The organism is Streptomyces sp. T028, from assembly GCF_048159505.1.
Classification (GTDB): Bacteria; Actinomycetota; Actinomycetes; order Streptomycetales; family Streptomycetaceae; genus Streptomyces.
On record NZ_JBLRVZ010000001.1, the window covers coordinates 232,580 to 248,900 of the forward strand.

Below are 16,321 nucleotides of genomic sequence, written 5' to 3' on the forward strand. Positions count from 1 at the left end.
TTTCAGTTGAGGAGGAGGCAGGTTTCCCACCCGGTGGAAACGGGGCGGGCCGGGTTGAGGGTGTGGAGCGTGAGCAGGATCCCGTCGCCGCCGGTCAGGACACCGGCGGTTCTGGGGAGCGCATGCTGTGCCACGTGGGTGGCGAGGCGGGAGCGCAAGCGTGGCAGGACGCGTCGCAGTGCGCTGTCGGGGGCGGTGTCGGCTGCGGCCCGGTCCACAGCGAGGCAGAGTCCGGCCCAGCCGTGGCAGACCGTGGCGTTGTCGATGCGGGCGAGTTGTTCGACGTCTGCGGCGCAGGTCGTGAGCGCGTCCTCGGCCAGGCGCCGGGTCGTCGCGCGGGAGCATGCGATTGCTGCGAGCTGGAGGGCGCGGGCGATGCCGGGAGTGCCATAGCACCACGATGGTCTGCCAGGGCGCCTCGGCATGGTTGATCGGTCGATCCAGCCGCCGATGGTGAGGGTCTCCGGCCAGGCGGTTGCGCCGTTGGGTCGGTACTGCGCTCGTTCTTCCAGCAGGTGGCAGCAGTGGTTCAGGGCCTGGTGCTGGCCGGCCACGCTGTGCCCGGCGCGGGCGCTGAGGGCGACGAGCGCGATGGGCCCGGCGACACCGTGCGCCATCCCGAGGTTGCCGTGCCCCGTCGGCCAGGCGGCATCGGGCCGACCGCTCGGGCTGTCCGAGGTCCACCAACCCGGTACTTCCTCACCGTGGACCGTGACCGGCTCCTGGAGAAGCCGCACCAGGTAGCGCAGGACATCGTGGAGCAGTCCGGGGTGCGTACCTCGCCGCAGGAGCAGGGCGCCCAGGCCGGTCAGGCCGGAGATCAGGTCGTACTCGTGCATGCGCGGCGGGCGACCTGCCTCCATACGGCGATGAGCGTCAGCAAGCCGCGTGCGTACGAGCGTGGCGAGCACGCTGTCGAGGTCGCCGAGCGCGGAGCGGTAGGCGGGGTGGTCGGCCGCGTGGAGGACGTAGGCCACAGCCGGTGCCCCGCGATAGAGGCTCGCGCCAGCGGGATGGACGGATGCCGGTTGTCCGACCAGAGTCCTTGCGGTGGTGTGCACCGTGTCCCACTGCCCGCTGTCTTGAGCAAGGACCGCCTGGTGGAGGAGTGTTCCGGCGAGGCCGCGGCCCAGGTCGTGCACGAGGCCGTTCACCGTGTTGCCCCCTGTGCCAGGAGTGAGCGGCATGCCTGCCGTGCTGCGTGGCGGCAGGCCGCTTCCGCTTCCCTGTCCGGACCCATGATCCGGTTGTGGTGCATGTGCAGCAGCGACCCCAGCACTGGGCTTGTCTGCTCGTCGGCGAGGTGAGACCGGTACTTGGTGAGGGCGGTGCGGCGCCGTTCGTACGCGTCGGCCAGGCGGACCGTCCCGTTCGAGTGTCGCGTGAGGGCTTCGGTACGGGCACGGTGAAGTGTCTGTCGGGTGACGTTGAGCAGGCCCTTGCCGTGTGCGGGTGTGGTGGCCAGCCAGCGGACGCCTTCTTCCTCTCCGAGGAGCCCGCAGGCGGTATCGATCATCCCGAGTGCGCACAGGACGTACCGGTCCAGGCCGGGCAGGTCGGTGAGCGCGTACCGGGCCGCGTCGCTGTCGGCGACGAACACGGCCTCGGCGGCCTCCAGGGCGGGCCCGGTGCCGTAGCGGCCGAACTCGGGCCGGTAGCCATCAAAGACGAGCCGGGAGGCAAGGCCCTCGCTCTGCAGACGTGCGGCCCAACGGGCAACGGCCCGCGCCACCGTGGCATACCCCTCGGGGCCGTGCGCGGCAATGCGCAGACGGAGGTGGTCCTCTTCCTGCCCGGTGCGATAGCGCACGAACCAGCTGTCGGGTCCGCCCAACGGTTCGAGGAGGCTGGGCAGGCGGCGGGTGATGATCTGGTCCATGACTATCGGGTGCGTGAAGATCTTGGCCTGTGCCCATCGCTGCTGATCGTCTGCGGGCATCGGCAGCATCCCGTTCGTCACCACTGGGGCCGTCGCCAGATCTGGGTGGGGCAGGGGTGGCCGGGTGGAGGTAAGCGGCAGGGTGAGTTCGTGGGCGTGGCCGATCCAGCCGAAGTCCCGCTCGTCGAAGGCTTCGAGCAGCTCGGCGTTGCCGTGGCGTCGAAGGTGGCCGTGGAGCAGGCGTGCGTGCAGTGGCTCGTCCAGGATCAGGCGCAGGGTGCGGTCATCGTCGCGCAGTTCGACGCGGTGCGGGCACTTCCACTTCCGCGACCAGTCGATCAGAGCCGCCTGCCAGGAATCGTTGTAGGGCCGCCCCGACGGCAGGTCGGCGGCGGTCAGGCGCCAGCGGGCTGGCGAGAGGATCGCCTTGCCGTACCGGACCCGGGGCAGATACGGCACTCCGGCGGCGAGAGGTCCCCAGTCGAACTGGGTCCAGGCGGTGGCGAAGCCGCGGCCGAGGAGCGCGATGAACCGGGCGATCGGCGGGGCCTGCTTGTCCAAAGCCAGCGGGTGCAGGACAACCGGCTCGACGACGCGGCGCCGCGAGAGGCTGACCAGGTGCAGCCGCTTGCTGGTAGAGAACACCGCCAGGTCATCGAGTGGGATCAGGTGATCGCTGGGTGCCCGGTGCTCGCCGACAGGGATCACGTACGGCACCAGGGTGCGGGTGCGGGCCACGTTCTCGGCGTGCGGATGGACCGGGGTGAAGGAGAGCTGGGCAGGCAACGCGCCGTCCACCAGGGTGGGCAGCTGCCGGTACACCTCGTCGAGGCCGCTGTCGGGGAGGACGGCGGCGAACCGGCCGGTGAAAGTGCCCGCACTCCAGGCGGGACGCACGGACACGGTGAACTCACCGCGGTCCAATGCCTGCGTCGTCGGCGCGTGTACCCGCACCGCCATCTCGACGTGCGGGGCGATGGCCGCGTTGTCGCGGCCGGTGTGGGCGCACAGCTCGTCGAGGTCCGCGTCCGTGAGCCGGATCTCGCGGGCGCCGGCGAGTGCTGCCTGCCACGCCTTGGCCATCAGCAGCTCATCGCGGGGCAGCGCCTTCGCCGCGGGTTCCGGCCACACCGACATCGGGAAGTCGGCCGGCAGGCCCACGCCGGCAGCCAGGTCGGCCGCATCCCGCAGCGGAACCAGGCTGCCGGCGCCGTACCGTTCCCAGAACAGGCTGTGGTGAGCGGCCCACAGGGGCTTCTCCCCCACGTTCCGTGTCAGCCGAAGCAGGGCCTCCGCGGCACGTTCGGCCTCCTCCAGCACCGGTGCCGGGACGCGGACCGTGGCATCGAGTCGCAGGTCCACGCTGAGCCGCACCCGGCCTCGGTCGCTGACGCTGCTCATGTGCTTCTCGACTGTTGCGCGCAGCTCTTGCGCAGTGGCCGGATCGGCTGCCCCGTTGTGCTGGGCGAGCAGACGACGTACGTCTTCCAAGTCGTCGAGCAGGCTGACCGTTTCGGGTTCCAAGCGGTCTGCGAGGGGACGCAGGACACGCAGCATGTGTTTCAAGGGGTCAGGCTCTGTGAGCGGCGCCGACAGGCTGCTGGTCAGAAGGTTCGCCTCCAGCGCGTCCGTGAGGAGCCGCGCGATCTGTTCGGCCGTGCCGCCCGAGGCGATCAGCTGATCAGTGATCTTCTGATATGGAACGGGGTGTGCGGCCAGCGCGAGGACCGTAGCGAGTGGCTGGGTGATGACGGCGGTCGCGGTGCGGCCACCGGAGAGCGGCCGTACCAGCACGTCGCCGTGCCGTGACGTCAGGTCGTTGAGCTGAACGGTCAGGTGGGGCAGGACGTCGGGGCTCCGCTGGAGGTCGCGGCGGACGTGGTCGAGCCACAGCGTGTCCGGGCGGACGATGGCACAGTGGCCGGTGCCGACTCGGCCTTCGGCCGGACCGCACTCCGCGGTGGTCACGCCGGCGAACAGGCCGAACGGCGTCGGACGTCCGGCAGCCCGCAGAAGGTACCGCGCGATCGCACTCGCCGCCTTCCGCACCCGCTTCGGCTGGACACCGTCGTCCTCGTCGAGGATGTGGTCGACGGCTCGTGCGAGTTGTGGGGACGCAGCCCGAACAGCGGCGACGAAGGACGGGCGGGCCCATGCAACCGCAAGCCACCGGCGGCAGTCGGCCGGATCGTCAAGGTCGGGCCAATGGGCCGGCTGAGCGGTGAGCGGGAGCACGGCGGCCCGCAACAGGAGCACGTCACCGCGCCGGAGCAGTCTGGTCTGCGTCATCGTGAAGTCCCGTTCGGCTTGGCCGGTGCGGGCCGGGGAGTGAGTCCGGCCCGCACCGGTCGCGATGGGTGGGTCAGCTCGTGCAGGAGGAGGCGCAGGTGGACTCGCAGCCGTCGCTGGTGTCGCAGTCCTCGGCCACGGGCACCGGCGAGTCCGTGATCGTGATGGTGAGCTGCCAGTCGTCGCCGATGATCGGCGCCGTCTCGGTCGTCGCGGTTGCCATTCGAGTACCTCCGAAGGGGTGGTTGGGCCGCCCACGGGAAGCGTGGACGGGGGAGCGCAGGACCCCCGCACCCGGCTGCGCTGAACTTGTGTGCAGCTGGCTGCGCGGATACCGCGTTCGGGGGCGCCGAAGGCTGCCATCCCTGGGTGGGCTGGTGGCCGCTCTCTGCCGGGACCATGCGGCTGGGGGAACCGTTGAAGGGGAGTACGGTCACCGGCAGAGAGAGCGGGAGTTCAGGGGGAAGGCGAGGCGATAGAAACCGCGACTCCGATCATGAAGCCGCAGGACGCGGAGACCATCACGATCAGGAGCGGTCCTGTGAAACGGGCCAGCCGGCCCACCGCCCGCCCCATCACAGCCGCCCCTCGGCATGCCCAGATCCACGGGATCATCAGCAGGTCTCCCCACCTGCCGCGACGGTCAACGCGATGGTGAGGTCGCCGGCTGCCGTGTGCGCGGGGCCGTCAGCCGGATCGCTCACCCAGCGCAGTAGCCCGTCCTCCCAACCCGGTGGCGCCAGCACGACCCACGCCCCCTCGCCGAGCGCGAGGGTCTGCTCCTGCTGCCATCTCTGCGCGGTGCCGGGCGGCGTGAGGAAGTACGCCTGGCCGTTGCCCCGGTCGTGCAACACCGGCCCCACGGGCGTGCCGGAGGCTTCGAGGAAACGCACCGCCCGTACGGCGATGGCGGCCTCGACACGGATGGCGTCCCAGTCCTGGCCGGCGGCGAAGAGTATCGGCCGGCTCAGCCGCCTCGCCCAGGTCGCCCGGGGCAGGCAGGGCTGCTGTGAGTGCGTGGCCATGGCTCTCCTCCATCCGCTGGTACCTGATCGCCCGAACCTTCGGATCAGTCACCGACGAGGCCCAGGTGCTCACCAAGCGTCGCCGGGCGTGGGCAACTGCGGTATGACCAGCGGGTGTTCCCGAGGCGGGAATACACTCGTTCCCGGCTTCGTGCGAAGCTTGATCGCGCCTACGATCGATCCGGAAGTTGGCCCCATGGACGCCACCACCCCCGGCCCGCTCGCTCCCGACCTCCTCGAACGCGAGGATGTCCGCCGAGCCTTGGCAGAGCACGACTTCGCAGCCGCCTTTGCCCTGATCAAGAAGTACGGCGGCCTGTCCCAGAACCGCATCGCCTCCGCCTGCCACCTCACCCCGGGCAAGGTCTCCACGATCATCAGCGGCCAGCAACAGGTCACCAGCTTCGAGGTCATCTGCCGTATCTCCGACGGACTCCGCATCCCCGGCCACCTTCTCGGACTCGCCCCGCGTGCTTGGGAGACCCGGCTGGTCCAGGAGGATCGCCCGCCGGAGCCGGGCGCCGAGCGGCCCAGCACCGATGAGGTCCCGTGGCGGCCGGATGCCACAGTGGACCTGGCCGCGAACCTGACGAGGAGCGATCTCGTGATGGACCGACGCGCCGCGACCCGCGCTCTGGCCGGGGCCGCCATCACCGGCGCCGCCCTGCTCGACCCTCTGGAGGGATGGCTCCAGCCCGCAGCCGCCGCGGCACGACCACGCCGTCGCGGACAGCTCGGCGCACGGGAGGTCGAGGAACTGGAGTCCACGGCTCGCGCCTTCCGTGCCTGGGACCACAAGTACGGCGGCGGTCTGCGCCGCAAGGCCGTCCTGGGACAGCTCAGCGAGGTTGCCGCCCACCTCGATGAACATCAGACACCCCAGGTCGAACAGCGCCTGTACCAGGTGATGGCCCAACTGGCGGGCACGGCAGCCACCATGGCGTGGGACACCGGTCTTCAACGCCGCGCCCAGAACTACTACCTGCTCGCCCTGCGTGCCTCCCACGCCGGCGACGACAGGGTCTTCGGCGTCAACGTCCTGGCCGGCATGGCCCGCCAGATGCTCTGCCGCGACCAGCCGCAGGACGCCCTCGAACTCATCCGCCTCGCCCAGGACGGCGCCCGGCACATCGCCGGCCCGAAGGTGCGCGCCATGCTCCACACCCGGGAGGCATGGGCGTACGCGGCGATGGGCCGCACCGCGGCCTTCCAGCGGGCCACCGTCCAGGCAGCCGAGGCGTTGGCTGATGCCAAGCCGGGCGAAGAGCCGTACTGGATCGCCTACTTCGACGAGGCCGAACTCGCCGGCACCACCGGCGGACGCCTCCTCGACCTGGCCCGCCGGAACCCCAAACAGCACGCCGAACCCGCAGCCACGGAAATCCGCCAGGCCCTGGCCCAGCGCGGCTCCGAGGCCGGCCGCAGCCACGCCCTGGACCGCATCGGCCTGGCCCAGTGCCACTTCCTGCTCGGTGACCTCACCGGCGCCGTGGAGGAGACCCACCGCGCGGTGGACGCGGCGCGCGCCACCCGCTCCAGCCGCGTGCGCGCCCAGCTCAGCGAGCTCTACCCGTACACCGTGGGCAACGGCGCGGCCCGGCCCGTGCGCGAGGCCCGCGATAGGATCCGCGACCTGCTCTCGACCTGAAAGGGGTACGCGACCGTGACGACCATCGCGGTGACCGGGCACATGGACCTGACCGAGGACACCATCCCTCTGATCCGTACCGCCCTGGACGACCTGCTCAAGCAGTACGCCAAAAACGGCGACCTCGTCGGCGTCTCCTGCATCGCCAAGGGCTCCGACTCCCTCTTCGCCGAGGCCGTCCTCGCCGCCGGCGGTCGCTTGACGGTCATCATCCCCTCCCAGGACTACCGCCAGAACAAGGTCAAGCCCGACCACGCCCCCCTCTTCGACCACCTCCTCGAAGCCGCCGCCGAGGCCCTCGTCCTCCCCCACGAAACAGCCAACCGACAGGCGTACGAGGCCGCCAACGCCGTCCTCATCGAACGCGCGGACCGCCTCGTCGCCGTATGGAACGGCGAACCCCCTACTGGCAAGGGCGGCGGGACGGCCGACACGGTCCTTGAAGCTCAGGCGGCGGGTATCCCCGTGGACGTGGTGTGGCCGGACGGCGCCGCCCGCCGAGGCTGAGCGCTACGCCGTCCGCTGCGGGCTTGATCCCTGGGTGGCCGAGCGTGAGTTCGGCGAGCGTCGGGGCGAGGGCGCTCGGCGGCTGTCTGGAGGTGCTGGACGGGGAGGTCTCCTGATGGGCCGCGCGGACCTGGACCTGGATGCCACCAGCTTCGAGGTAGGCGGTGAATTCCTCGGCGCCTGTCACGTGGGGGATGGCGGCACGGATGCGGTCCTGCAACCCCTGGGGCTGGTCTGTTCCCAGCCAAAACGAACAACCTTCCGCTGTGGTAGACCGCGTCCCACACAGTCCTGCCGTCGCACTCGAAGGGGTAGCTCAATCCGCGATCTCCAATCTGAGGTCCGGTTCAGGGGGGCGCAACGAGGGCCGGCAGAGGGTTCGTCAGAAAATCTTCATCACTTCGTACAACTATTCACACCCGTCGCGGATCTGACCTCATAAGCCAACAGGCTTCACCAACTTGGGCCCTGTCCGAGACGAGCCGTAGGGGAACGCCCACCGTCAGGGTCCTTTCTTCACCGGGGGATTGCATGCGCATCCGTGCCACCGTGGCCGCCGTCACCGGCGCCCTGGCTCTCTCCGCTCTCGCCGTTCCGGCCGCCCAGGCCGCGGGCGACACGCCCAGCAAGGCGGACTTCCTCGCCGCCGCTCAGGCGCTGCACCGGGCCGCCTCGGGCAACACCGCGTTCACCGGCACGACGGCCGCCGCCGACGAGCCGTACCCGTTGGCCGTCACCTTCTCCAGCGTGAAGGTCAACAGCGGCAAGCCGATCGTCGCCGGTACCAGCAACAAGGTCACCGTTCCGGTCACCTACAAGGTCACGCACCCCGAAGACCTCGACCTCAACGCGGACAACGTCTGGATGGACGTCTACATCTACAGGGGTTCCTTCACCGACACGAACGCCCCTGTCCTGATCGGGGACGACTGGCCGACCTGCACCGCGGTGACGACGACGGTCGCCAACTGCAAGGGCACCATCGACATCCTGCCGGGCGAGGAGCTGTCCAACGCCGACGCCACCACGTGGAAGGCGGCCGGGTACGTCATCGACTGGAACGACCAGGACCCGTTCAGCGACGACATCGACATCACCAAGGTCGGCTACGCCGAGCAGGACAAGCTCGCCACCACCAAGCTCCAGCGCTACTCCAAGCTGACCGTCAACGCCTCCCCCGAGCCGGTGAAGAAGGGGAAGACCATCACCGTCACGGGCAAGCTGTCCCGCGCCAACTGGGACGACAACAAGTACCACGGCTACACGGGCCAGCCGGTGAAGCTGCAGTTCCGCAAGAAGGGCAGCTCCACCTACACCACCCTGAAGACCATCAAGACCAGCTCCACCGGCACCCTCAAGACCACGGTCAAGGCGTCGGCGGACGGTTACTTCCGCTACAGCTTCGCGGGCACCTCGACGACCCCGGCGGTCACCACCGCGGGTGACTTCGTCGACGTCAAGTGAGCAACCCAGCCATCCGTACTTCTCTCCACCCGAGGAACAACATGCGCATCCGCGCCTCGGTGACCGCCGTACTCGGCGCTGTCGCCCTCTCCGCCGTCGCCGTTCCGGCCGCCCAGGCCGCCCCGACGGCGGCGCCCGACGTCACCTTCTCCAGCATGAAGGTCAACGGCGGGAAGAACATCGTGGTCGGTCCTTCGGCCAAGGTCACCGTCAGTGTCTCGTACACCCTGACCAAGCCCGCGGACCTCAGCACGAGCTCCTTCGAGAACGGCCCGATCCTGTACCGGGGCACCGCTCTCAACGAGAGGGCCGACATGATCTTCGGCGACGACCCGGGCACCTGCACCGCGTCCTCCTCGACGGTCCTCAAGTGCACCGCGAAGATCCAGTTCCGGCCCACCGAAAGCAGCGCGTACGACGACCTGGCCAACAGCCAGGCCGGTACGTGGAAGGTCGGTGCCCTCGCCGTCCCCAACGACGCCGCCAGCACTGACGACTTCAAGTGGCAGACCGGCCTCGGCACCACCAAGGTCCTCCGCAAGGCCACCCTCACCACCAACGCCACCCCGGAGCCGGTGAAGAAGGGCAAGACCATCACGGTCACCGGCAAGCTGGCGCGCGCCAACTGGGACACCAACAAGAACGCCGGTTACGCGTCCCAGTCGGTGAAGCTGCAGTTCAAGAAGAAGGGCGCGACCGCCTACACCACGGTCAAGACCATCAAGAGCAGCTCCACCGGCACCCTGAAGACCACGGTCAAGGCGACGGCGGACGGCTACTTCCGCTACGTCTTCGCCGGCACCACCACGACCGCGCCGGTCAACTCCGCCGCCGACTTCATCGACGTGAAGTAAGGCAGAACAGTAAGAAGCGGACGGCCGCCCCCGGAGCCACCGGGGGCGGCCGTCCTCGCGCTAGACGGGAAAACGGCGGTCGACCCACCTCCACACACCCTCCAGGCCGACCGCGGCCACCCCCGCGACCCCCACCCCGATCCACGGCATGGTCATCCCCACCAGCCGCAGCGCGAAGAAGTCCTGCAGCCAGGGCACCACCAGCACAAGCAAGAACGCCGCCCCCATGGAGGCGACGAGCAGCACCCGCCACCACGTGTACGGCCGGGCCACGATCGCCAGCACCCACATCGAGATCAGGAACAGCGTGAGCGTGGCGACACTGGTCTCCGCCTCCAACGCACCGGCCCCGCTGTAGTAGTGACGGGCGACCAGATACGTCACGAATGTGGCCACCCCCGCCACCACCCCGCCCGGGATCGAGTACCGCATCACACGCCGGACGAAGTGCGGCCGGGCGCGTTCCTTGTTGGGGGCGAGGGCGAGGAAGAAGGCCGGGACGCCGATGGTGAGGGTGGACAGGAGCGTCACGTGCCGGGGCAGGAAGGGGTACTCCACCTGCCAGAACACGACCAGCATCGCCAGCAGCACCGAGTAGACCGTCTTCACCAGGAACAGGGTCGCCACCCGGGTGATGTTGCCGATCACCCGCCGTCCCTCCGCCACCACCGACGGCAGGGTGGCGAAGCTGTTGTTCAGCAGCACGATCTGCGCGACGGCCCGGGTCGCCTCCGACCCCGACCCCATCGCGACGCCGATGTCCGCGTCCTTGAGGGCGAGCACGTCGTTGACGCCGTCGCCGGTCATCGCGACCGTGTGCCCCCGGGACTGCAGCGCCCCGACCATGTCCCGCTTCTGCTGCGGGGTGACCCGCCCGAACACCGTGCCCTCGTCGAGGGCCGCGCCCATCGCCTCGCGCTCCCCGGGCAGCCGCCGCGCGTCGACCGTACGGCCCTGGAGCCCCAGCTTGGCGGCCACCGCCCCCACCGACACCGCGTTGTCCCCGGAGATCACCTTGGCGCGGACGTCCTGCTCGGCGAAGTAGCGCAGGGTGTCCGCCGCGTCGGGCCGCAGCCGCTGTTCGAGTACGACGAGGGCGACCGCCCCCGCCGCCTTGGCGACGTCGGGATCGTCCAGGTCGCGGACGGTCCGGGCGAGCAGCAGCACCCGCAGACCCTGCTCGTTGAGCCGCCCGGTCTCGGCGAGGGCGGGGGCGCCGTCCTCCAGCAGCACGTCCGGCGCCCCCAGCAGCCACGTACTGCTCTCGCCGTTGCCCTCGCTGAAGGTGGCGCCGCTGTACTTGCGGACGGAGGAAAAGGGGAGGGACTCGGTGCAGCGCCACTCCTCGGCGTCCGGGTAGGCGTCGATGATCGCCCGCAGGGACGCGTTCGGGCGCGGGTCGGACTCGCCGAGCGCGCCCAGCACCTTGCGTATGTACGTCTCGTCGGCGCCGTCGAGCGTGCGCAGCTCGGTGACGTCCATGCCGCCCTCGGTGAGGGTGCCGGTCTTGTCCAGGCAGACGGTGTCGACGCGGGCGAGCCCCTCGATGGCGGGCAGCTCCTGGACCAGGCACTGTTTCCGGCCAAGGCGGATCACGCCGATCGCGAAGGCGACGGAGGTGAGCAGGACCAGCCCCTCCGGGACCATCGGGACGATCCCGCCGACCATCCGGGCGATGGATTCCTTGAGGTCGTTGTTCTTCACGAACAGCTGGGTGACGATCAGGCCGATCGCGGCCGGGATCATCATCCACGTCACGTACTTGAGGATGGTGGAGATGCCGGAGCGCAGCTCGGAGTGGACGAGGGTGAACCGGGACGCCTCCTCGGCGAGCTGGGCGGCGTAGGCCTCGCGTCCCACCCTGGTCGCCCGGAAGGCGCCGCCGCCGGCCACCACGAAACTGCCGGACATGACCTGGTCACCGGGCCGCTTGACCACCGGGTCGGCCTCACCGGTGAGCAGCGACTCGTCGATCTCCAGCCCGTCCGCCTCGACGCACACCCCGTCGACGACGGCCTTGTCCCCGGGGCCGAACTCCACGAGATCGTCCAGGACGAGGTCGGAGGTGGCCACCTGGACCGCCACCCCGTCGCGGCGCACGGTCGGCCGGACCTCCCCGATGACGGCGAGGGAGTCCAGGGTCTGCTTGGCCCGCCACTCCTGGATGATGCCGATCCCGGTGTTGGCGAGGATGACGAACCCGAAGAGGCCGTCCTGGAAGGGCGCGACGACCAGCACGATCAGCCACAGGACACCGATGATCGCGTTGAACCGGGTGAACACGTTCGCCCGGACGATCTCGCCGATGGACCGGCTGCTGCGTACGGGGACGTCGTTGACCTGACCGCGTGCGACGCGCTCCGCGACCTCGGCGGCGGTCAGCCCGGTCGCCGCCGGCACGGTGGCGGTCGCGTCGATATCGGTCATGGAATCGACGGTACGTGCGGATTTGGGGGTTCACCCCCCGAAGATGCCGAAGATCCGACCTGGGGAGGACCAGGACGGACCGGGGGTAGTACGCCGGTTGTACGGGGTGTACGGCTACTCGGCGGGAGCCTGCTGGGCCGACCTCTCGGAGCCGGAGCCGGAGTCGGATCCGGTGTCGGATCCGGTGTCGGCCTCCGCCTGCGCTGCCGCCGCCTCCGCCCGCTTGATCGCCGCGTCCCGTCGCCGCGTGATCCGGATGCCGAGCAGGCCCAGCGCGCCCCCGGCCAGGCAGGTCCACAGCCACCACAGATGGCCGTGGTCGTCGAACCAGCCGTAGAAGGGGAGCTGTGCGAGGAAGAGGACGAACCAGATGATCGTGCCGCCGGTGATGACCGGGACCACGGGCCCTTCCAGGGGCTCCGGCGCCTCATGCTTGGGTGTCCACTTCGCCATGGGGACAGCTTACGAGGTGGTCACATCTACGCGCGGAGATTACCGATCCCAACTTTATATGTTCATACTGAAACGGTTTGAGCCTGACCGCTTCTCTTCGTAGGAAACACCGAATACATGCCCACCTCGGCCCCCGCCAAGGTCCCCGCCCCTGAACAGCCGGGAGCCAGGCCCGCCTACGGCGCACTCGACCGCTACTTCAAGATCTCCGAACGCGGCAGCACCCTGCCCCGCGAGATCCGGGGCGGTTTCGCCACCTTCTTCGCGATGGCGTACATCATCGTGCTGAACCCGATCATCCTCGGCAGCGCGAAGGACATGTACGGGCATCAGCTGGACAACGGTCAGCTCGTCACCGCCACCTGTGTCACCGCGGCCTTCACCACGCTCCTCATGGGCGTCATCGGCAATGTGCCGATCGCGCTGGCGGCGGGCCTCGGTGTGAACTCGGTCGTGGCCCTCCAGCTCGCCCCACGGATGTCCTGGGCGGACGCCATGGGCATGGTCGTGCTGGCCGGCTTCGTCGTCATGCTGCTGGTGGCGACCGGTCTGCGTGAGCGCGTGATGAACGCGGTCCCGTTCGGACTGCGCAAGGCGATCTCGATCGGTATCGGCCTGTTCATCATGCTGATCGGTCTGGTCGACTCCGGTTTCGTCTCCCGGATCCCGGACGCCGCCCACACCACGGTCCCGCTGCAGCTCGGGGCCGACGGCCATCTGCTCGGCTGGCCGGTCCTGGTGTTCGTTCTGGGCGCCCTGCTCACCCTCGCCCTGATCGTCCGCAAGGTGCCGGGCGCGATCCTGATCTCGATCGTCGCCATGACGGTCCTCGCGCTGATCATCAACGCGGTCGCGGACGTCCCGTCCTGGGGTCTGACCACCCCCGAGTGGCCCGGCAACCCGGTCGCCACCCCCGACTTCGGACTCATCGGCGAGGTCAGCCTGTTCGGCGGCTTCGGCGAGGTCGGCGTGCTGACCGGCGTCCTGTTCGTCTTCACGGTCCTGCTGTCGTGCTTCTTCGACGCGATGGGCACGATCATGGGCGTCTCCGACGAGGCCGGGCTGACCGACGCCAAGGGCGAGATGCCCGGCATCAACAAGGTCCTCTTCGTCGACGGTCTCGCCGTCGCCGCCGGTGGCGCCGGCTCCTCCTCGGCCACCACCGCGTTCGTGGAGTCCACGGCCGGGGTCGGCGAGGGCGCCCGCACCGGTTTCGCGAACCTCGTCACGGGCGGCCTCTTCACCGTCGCGCTGTTCCTCACGCCGGTCGCCACGATGGTCCCGTCCCAGGCCGCCACCCCCGCGCTGCTCGCGGTGGGCTTCATGATCCTGGCGAACTCGGTCAAGGAGATCGACTGGGCCGACTACACGATCGCCGTCCCGGCCTTCATCACGATGGTGATGATGCCGTTCACCTACTCCATCACCAACGGTATCGGCATGGGCTTCATCACCTTCGTGCTGCTGCGCCTGGTGGCGGGCCGGTCCCGGGACATCCCGGCCCCGATGTACGTGGTCGCGGCGGTCTTCACGTTCTACTACCTGATGCCGGCCCTCGGTCTGACGTGACCTGACCGGGGTTCTACCGGTCGGCTCAGGTGAGCCCGTAGAACTTCTCGGTCTCGTCGACGGCCGACTGGAAGCGCTGGTCGAAGTCATCGCGAATGAGCGTCTGGACGACATAGTCCTGGACGCTCATTCCGCGTTTGGCGGCATGCTGCCGGAGCCGTTCGAGCAGCTCCCCGTCTATCCGCAGGCTGAGCACAGTGGTCCCCATGAGTCGAGGGTCGCGGGCCCGCGCCGTACGTCAGTGACTTTCCGCGCACGTCTCACTCGTTCGAGTGACGACGGGGTTTCCGTGGCCGGGGTCACGGGAATCTTGGCGCGCCCCAGCTTGTTTAGTCAGAGTAATGAGTTACCCTAAAGAGATGCCTGACCTCACGCATGGCGACGACGCGGCCGCCGTGAACGCGCTCCGGTCCGCAGTGATGCGGCTCTCCCGCCGGCTCAAACACCAGCGGGTCGACGAGTCGCTGAGCCCCACCGAGATGTCGGTGCTCGGCACCCTCTCCCTCTGCGGCAGCGCCACCCCGGGCGAACTGGCCCGCAAGGAGCACGTCCAGCCCCCCTCGATGACCCGCATCGTGGCGCTGCTGGAGGCCAAGGGCCTGGTCCGGCTGGAGCCGCACCCCGAGGACCGGCGCCAGAAGGTCGTCACCAAGACCGAGCAGGCCGAGGCCATGCTCGAGGAGAGCCGCCGCAAGCGGAACGCCTTCCTGGCCACCCTGGTCGACGGCCTCGACGAGGACGAGTGGGCGAAACTGCGCGCCGCCGCCCCCGTGCTGGAGAAGCTCGCACACCTGTAAGCCGCAGTACCCGAGGAGGCGAACCCTGTTGAGTACGGGACCCGGAGCAGACTCCGCCCCCGCACCGACCACCCCCGACACCACCCGTCAGCCCTCTCACAGACCCTCCGGATCCTCCCGCTCCTCCCGCTCCTCGATGTTCAGCTCGCTGAGGGTCAGGAACTACCGCCTGTTCTTCGCCGGCCAGGTCGTCTCGAACATCGGCACCTGGATGCAACGCATAGCGCAGGACTGGCTGGTCCTGAGCCTCACGGGCTCCGCCACGGCCGTCGGCGTCACGACGGCCCTGCAGTTCCTGCCGATGCTGCTCTTCGGCCTCTACGGCGGTGTCCTCGTCGACCGCCTGCCCAAGCGCCGCACCCTGCTGGTCACCCAGTCCGCGATGGCCGTCACCGGCGTCGCGCTCGCCGCCCTCACCCTCTCCGGCCATGTCCAGGTCTGGCACGTCTACCTCGCCGCCTTCGCCGTCGGCCTCGCCACGGTCGTCGACAACCCGGCCCGCCAGTCCTTCGTCTCCGAGATGGTCGGCCCCGAGCAGCTGCAGAACGCGGTCAGTCTGAACTCCGCGAACTTCCAGTCCGCCCGGCTCGTCGGCCCCGCCGTCGCCGGCCTGATGATCACCGGCGTCGGCACCGGCTGGGCCTTCCTCTTCAACGGCCTGTCCTTCGTGGCACCCATAGCGGGCCTGCTGCTGATGCGCGCCCGCGAGCTGTACGCCGTCGAGCGCGCCCCGCGCGCCAAGGGCCAGCTGAGAGAGGGACTGCACTATGTCGCCGGCCGCCCGGACCTGATCTGGACGATCACCCTGGTCGGGTTCGTCGGCACCTTCGGCTTCAACTTCCCCGTCTACCTCTCCGCCTTCGCCGACGACGTCTTCCACGCCGGCGCGGGCTCCTACAGCCTCTTCAACACGCTGATGGCGGTCGGCTCCCTGGCCGGCGCTCTTCTCGCCGCGCGGCGAGGCACGGCCCGGATGCGGGTGATGATCGGGGCGGCGGTGCTGTTCGGCGCGATGGAGATCCTCGCCGCGACGGCCCCCTCGCTGTGGCTGTTCGCCCTGTTCATGGCCCCGATCGGCATGTTCGGCATGACGATCAACGTCACCGCCAACACCAGCATCCAGATGGGCACCGACCCCGCCATGCGCGGCCGGGTCATGGCCCTCTACATGATGGTGTTCCTCGGCGGCTCGCCCGTCGGCGCTCCGATAGCGGGCTGGATCACCGACGCGTACGGCGTCCGCGCCGGCCTCGCGGTGGGCGGCGCGATCGCCACGGCTGCCGCGGTCGTCATCGGCCTGGTCCTGGCCCGCGTCGGCAATCTGCGCCTGTCGGTCGGCTGGCACCACGGGCACCCCCGGGTGCGGTTCGTGCCGCGGGAGAAGGGAGAGCTGGCCACGGTGGGGTGAC

At 69.5% G+C, this 16,321-nt stretch carries 14 protein-coding genes; 7 read left to right on the plus strand and 7 right to left on the minus strand.

What is annotated here, in order from left to right:
* Positions 1–2: 2 nt before the first annotated feature.
* The 4 genes from ACLZN2_RS01220 to ACLZN2_RS01235 form a co-directional block, all read right to left on the minus strand.
* Entirely contained in the window at positions 3–1,187 is a 1,185-nt protein-coding gene (locus ACLZN2_RS01220; protein WP_416976412.1) for a lanthionine synthetase C family protein, read from the minus strand.
* Positions 1,151–4,168: a lantibiotic dehydratase gene (locus ACLZN2_RS01225; RefSeq protein ID WP_416976413.1), complete on the minus strand. Its 3,018-nt coding sequence runs from the start codon at positions 4,166–4,168 to the stop codon at positions 1,151–1,153. The genes ACLZN2_RS01220 and ACLZN2_RS01225 overlap by 37 nt, the downstream gene beginning before the upstream one ends.
* Positions 4,169–4,241: 73 nt before the next feature.
* On the minus strand, positions 4,242–4,391 hold the full coding sequence (gene fxlA / locus ACLZN2_RS01230) for an FxLD family lanthipeptide (protein ID WP_416976414.1): 150 nt from the start codon (positions 4,389–4,391) through the stop codon (positions 4,242–4,244).
* A 391-nt stretch (positions 4,392–4,782) separates the two neighbouring features.
* A complete protein-coding gene (locus ACLZN2_RS01235) occupies positions 4,783–5,193 on the minus strand; it encodes a hypothetical protein (protein WP_416976415.1) in 411 nt (136 codons plus the stop codon).
* Between the two features lie 196 nt (positions 5,194–5,389).
* Between ACLZN2_RS01235 and ACLZN2_RS01240 the strand changes: the two genes are divergently transcribed.
* From ACLZN2_RS01240 to ACLZN2_RS01255, 4 genes are all read left to right on the plus strand, one after another.
* Positions 5,390–6,841, plus strand: coding sequence for a hypothetical protein (locus ACLZN2_RS01240; RefSeq protein ID WP_416976416.1), 1,452 nt, complete (start codon positions 5,390–5,392; stop codon positions 6,839–6,841).
* 15 nt (positions 6,842–6,856) lie between these two features.
* The gene (locus ACLZN2_RS01245; RefSeq protein ID WP_416976417.1) at positions 6,857–7,348 is read left to right on the plus strand and encodes a hypothetical protein; all 492 of its coding nucleotides are present in this window, start codon (positions 6,857–6,859) and stop codon (positions 7,346–7,348) included.
* A 531-nt stretch (positions 7,349–7,879) separates the two neighbouring features.
* Positions 7,880–8,812 (plus strand): hypothetical protein, encoded by a 933-nt coding sequence (locus ACLZN2_RS01250; RefSeq protein WP_416976418.1) that lies wholly within the window; start codon positions 7,880–7,882, stop codon positions 8,810–8,812.
* A gap of 41 nt (positions 8,813–8,853) precedes the next feature.
* Positions 8,854–9,666 carry a hypothetical protein gene (locus ACLZN2_RS01255; protein ID WP_416976419.1) on the plus strand — a complete coding sequence of 271 codons (813 nt, stop codon included), beginning with the start codon at positions 8,854–8,856 and terminating at the stop codon, positions 9,664–9,666.
* 60 nt (positions 9,667–9,726) lie between these two features.
* Here the strand turns inward: ACLZN2_RS01255 and ACLZN2_RS01260 are convergent, their stop codons facing one another.
* Both ACLZN2_RS01260 and ACLZN2_RS01265 read right to left on the minus strand, forming a co-directional pair.
* Positions 9,727–12,093 carry an HAD-IC family P-type ATPase gene (locus ACLZN2_RS01260; RefSeq protein ID WP_416976420.1) on the minus strand — a complete coding sequence of 789 codons (2,367 nt, stop codon included), beginning with the start codon at positions 12,091–12,093 and terminating at the stop codon, positions 9,727–9,729.
* Positions 12,094–12,207: 114 nt separating this feature from the next.
* Entirely contained in the window at positions 12,208–12,546 is a 339-nt protein-coding gene (locus ACLZN2_RS01265) for a DUF2530 domain-containing protein (protein WP_416976421.1), read from the minus strand.
* A gap of 117 nt (positions 12,547–12,663) precedes the next feature.
* Here ACLZN2_RS01265 and ACLZN2_RS01270 point away from each other — a divergent pair, with 117 nt between their 5' ends.
* Positions 12,664–14,115, plus strand: coding sequence for an NCS2 family permease (locus ACLZN2_RS01270; RefSeq protein ID WP_416976422.1), 1,452 nt, complete (start codon positions 12,664–12,666; stop codon positions 14,113–14,115).
* Positions 14,116–14,140: 25 nt separating this feature from the next.
* Here the strand turns inward: ACLZN2_RS01270 and ACLZN2_RS01275 are convergent, their stop codons facing one another.
* Positions 14,141–14,323, minus strand: a complete 183-nt coding sequence (locus tag ACLZN2_RS01275) for a ribbon-helix-helix protein, CopG family (protein WP_416976423.1) — start codon at positions 14,321–14,323, stop codon at positions 14,141–14,143.
* A gap of 151 nt (positions 14,324–14,474) precedes the next feature.
* Here ACLZN2_RS01275 and ACLZN2_RS01280 point away from each other — a divergent pair, with 151 nt between their 5' ends.
* Both ACLZN2_RS01280 and ACLZN2_RS01285 read left to right on the plus strand, forming a co-directional pair.
* Positions 14,475–14,912: a MarR family winged helix-turn-helix transcriptional regulator gene (locus tag ACLZN2_RS01280; RefSeq protein WP_055636008.1), complete on the plus strand. Its 438-nt coding sequence runs from the start codon at positions 14,475–14,477 to the stop codon at positions 14,910–14,912.
* 28 nt (positions 14,913–14,940) lie between these two features.
* Positions 14,941–16,320: an MFS transporter gene (locus tag ACLZN2_RS01285; RefSeq protein ID WP_416976424.1), complete on the plus strand. Its 1,380-nt coding sequence runs from the start codon at positions 14,941–14,943 to the stop codon at positions 16,318–16,320.
* Position 16,321: the final 1 nt, after the last annotated feature.